Annotated in this window: 1 pseudogene; it reads left to right on the top strand. The window is 75.1% G+C overall.

Annotated elements, in window-relative coordinates:
• Nucleotides 1–1,968: pseudogene (locus BHU15_RS40335) on the top strand (hypothetical protein); the annotation flags it as partial.

The following is a 1,968-nucleotide window of genomic DNA, read 5'->3' as shown; positions in this document are numbered from 1 at the left end:
CCGCGCGGTTCAGCGGCTGGTCAACTCCGCGCTGGAGCTGCGTGGTCGTTACGAGCGGGGGCTCGGTGATCCGGGCGACCTCCGTACGGCGACGGCGAAGCTGCGCGAGGCGCTGGCGATGGTCCCCGCCGGTCACGCGTCCCGGCCGGGCGCACTCAACAATCTCGGCGCCGCCCTCGTCTCCAGCTATCAACAGTCCTCGGAACTGGGCGAGTTGATCGAGGCGGTCGACGTGCTGCGGGAGTCCGTATGCGAGACGCCCGACGGACACAACCAACTCGACGGGCGGCTGATCAATCTCAGCGGCGCGCTGATGCTGCGCTTCGACCGGTTGCAGGATTCGGCGGATCTCGCCGAGTCGCTGGACTGCCGGCGGCGGGCCGCCGCGCTCCCCGGCACGTCGCCGGTCAGACGCGCCGCGATCCTGTCCGCGACGGGCGGCGCCCTGATGCGTACCGCCGACCGGACCGACGACCCGGTCACCGCCGATCAGGCGGTGGAGCACGTCCGGGCGTCGCTGGAGCTGACCGGCGCGACCGATCCGCTGCTGCCGCAACGGCAGTTGGCGCTGGCGATCACCCTGCTGCGGCGCTACGGGATCAGGCCCCGGCGCCACGATCTGCGGGAGGCGCGGACGCTCGCGGACGCCGTGCTCGCGGCGCTGCCCGAGGGATCTCCACGGCGGGGGAACGCGCTGATGGTGGCCGCCGCCACCCGAGGGGCCTCGTCGAACACGCGGGACCAGATGATCCAACTGCTGCGCGAGGCCGTCGATGTGACCCCGCCCGACCATCCCAACCTCACGATGCGGCTGTCGTCGCTCGGCGCCGCGCTGGCCGAACGGTACGCGCGCAAGGGCGCGGAGGACGATCTCAGGCAGTCCGCCGGCGTCTTCCGCGAGGCGGCGCTGGAGCCGCAGTGCCCGCCGTCCGAACGGTTGGAGGCCGCCTGGAAGTGGGCCCGTGCCGGGCTGGACCTCGGCCGGCCGGATCTCGCGCTGAAGGGGTACGTCGTCGCCGTCGACCTGATGCCGGCGCTCTCACCGCGCCATCTGCTGCGCGACGACCAGGAGTTGCGGCTGGCCGAGACGACGGGGCTGGGCGCGGAGGCGGCGGCCTGCGCGGTCCGGTGCGGCGAACCGGGGCTGGCGGTACGGCTGTTGGACCAGGCGCGCGGGGTGCTGCTGGCGCAGGCCTTCGACGTGAACAGCGACCTGACGGAACTGGCCCGCAAGGCACCGGAGTCGGCCGCCCGGCTGGTACGTCTGCGGGACCGGCTCGACGAGTCGACGAGCGCGCTGGAGCCGGGGGAGGCGGAGGAGCCGGCGGAGTCAGGCGATCCCGCGAGCGACCGGCGGCAGCGGCTCACCGCCCAGTGGGACGAACTGACCGCGCGCATCCGCGCCGAGCACCCGGAGCTGCGGCTGTTCCGGTCCGTACGCGACTGGGACGAGACCGAGTTGTACGCGACGGCCGCCCACGGCCCCGTCGTGCTGGTGCACGTCCCGCGCGCCGACAGCGGCGGCGGCACCGGGGCCCCGGCGGGCGGCGCGCTCGTCGTGACCGGACGGTCCGTCGAGGCCGTACCGCTGCCCCGGCTCACCGCACCGGAGGTCACCGCGCGCACCGAACGCTTCCACGCCGCGCTCGCCCGGCTGAACGCGCCCGGGACCGGCCACGAGGAGGCTCTGCGGGCACAGGGCGAGGTGCGGTCCACGCTGGACTGGCTCTGGTCGGCCGTCACCGGCCCTGTGCTCGACCGGCTGGGCCTCGGCGTCCCCCGGGAGGGGCAGCCGCTGCCGCGCGTCTGGTGGTCGCCGGGCGGGCGCGCGGGTGCGGGCGTGGTGGAGCGTACGGAGCGTGGGGGCGTACGAGGACACCACCCGGTCGAGTGCGCCGGGCCCGGTGCCGTCCGGCGCGGCGGCGTGCAGGGGCAGCGTGCCGAGCAGCCCGCCCGGCGACCACCAGA

This window comes from Streptomyces niveus, from assembly GCF_001723055.1.
GTDB lineage: Bacteria > Actinomycetota > Actinomycetes > Streptomycetales > Streptomycetaceae > Streptomyces > Streptomyces niveus.
Note: the sequence above shows the minus strand (reverse complement) of the source record. Positions and strands in the feature narration are given on the sequence as shown.